General features: G+C 73.2%; 2 protein-coding genes. One reads left to right on the top strand and one right to left on the bottom strand.

What is annotated here, in order from left to right; genetic code table 11:
- The coding region (locus tag EHS43_RS44650; protein WP_148104349.1) for a penicillin acylase family protein at positions 1-924 on the bottom strand (924 nt) is incomplete at its 3' end.
- Positions 925-1,002: 78 nt separating this feature from the next.
- On the opposite strand from EHS43_RS44650, the gene EHS43_RS44645 reads away from it, so the two are divergent.
- Positions 1,003-1,353, top strand: a 351-nt coding sequence (locus tag EHS43_RS44645; protein ID WP_185806680.1) for a siderophore-interacting protein, incomplete at its 3' end; no start/stop codon positions are given.

Genomic DNA, 1,353 nt, shown 5'->3' with positions numbered 1-1,353 from the left:
CTCCAGCCCTTCCGGGCCGCCCGCCACCACCGGGCCCCGGTCCGTCTCGATCACCTCGATCTCGACGGGGGCCTCGCCGGCCACCTCGACGGTCTCGGTGTGCCGGGCGGCGCGGTGCCAGGTGCCGTCCGGGCCTAGCGCCTCCACCCCGGCACCCGTGCGGCGCAGTCGTTCGCGGTAGAGGTCCTGGTAGTCGGCCATGGCGTTGGTGATGGACCAGGCGACCGTCCCGGTGTGGCCGAAGTGGGCGATGCCGGGGACGCCCGGGACGGCGAGGCCGATGACGTCGAACTCGGGGCAGGCCAGGCGGATCTGCTGGTAGACGCCGGGATCCTCGATGTAGCGGTGGGGGTCGCCCGCGAGCACGGCGTGGCCGGTGGTGGTGCGGGCGCCGGCGACCAGCCAGCCGTTGCTGCCGGAGGTGTCCGGCCCGTCCGCGGCGAAGAGACCGACCGCCTCCGGACCCAGGTGCCGTATCGCCTCGTCCCGCCAGAGCTTGGCCGGGAAGCCGGCGAACAGGATGTGGGTGCCGAGCCAGACGCCGAGCGGGGTCCAGGGCTGCCAGCGCCCGGGAGCGAGCCCGACGCGGGCGAACTCGGGGGCCGAGGCGGACGGCAGTTCCTCGTTCACGCCGTCGACGTACGCCCGCACCCACGCGGCGGTCTCCGGGTCCTGTCTCTCCAGCGCGGCGAAGCACCGTCTCGCGGTGTCGTCCAGGCGGGCCCGTCGCGCGAGAGTGTCCCAGGACAGCGCCCCGGCGCCGAGGAAGGCGGCCGAGGTGCCCTGTGCGCGGTGCCGTTCGACCTCCAGCTGCCAGGCACGGTCGCGGGCGGTGACCCGGCCCTGGGCGCGGGCGAGTTCACGCGCGTCGCCCGCGCGGAGATGGGGGATCCCCCAGGCGTCGCGGTGGATCTCGATACTCACCCTCGAACCCGCCCCTCTTTAAGTTAGGCTTACCTAAGTCGGATGGTGGGGAAATCGTACGTGAAGGGTGAACGGACCATGGGGCAGGGGCACGGCTGGGAGGGAGCGGTCCTCAGGCTGCTGCGGGCGAAGGACTTCGTGTTCACCGTGACCGGCGCCGAGGACGTCACCGACGCGTACCGGCGGGTGCATCTCACCGACGGCGGGATGCTGGCGGCCACCGGTGTCCACCCGACGATGTGGGTGCGCCTGTGGTTCCCGGCCGACGGCAAGCCGCACCAACGCGCCTACACCCTGGTCGACCCGGACCCCGGGAAGGGCACCTTCGCCCTGGAGTTCGCGCTGCACGACGGCGTCGCCAGCGACTGGGCCCGGACCGCCGAGCCCGGCGACACCATCGAGGCCACCGTCCACGGCACCGGATTCGAC

Origin of the sequence: Streptomyces sp. RP5T (genome assembly GCF_003933965.1) — a bacterium.
Taxonomy (GTDB): domain Bacteria; phylum Actinomycetota; class Actinomycetes; order Streptomycetales; family Streptomycetaceae; genus Streptomyces.
This window is presented reverse-complemented; position numbering and strand designations above follow the sequence as displayed.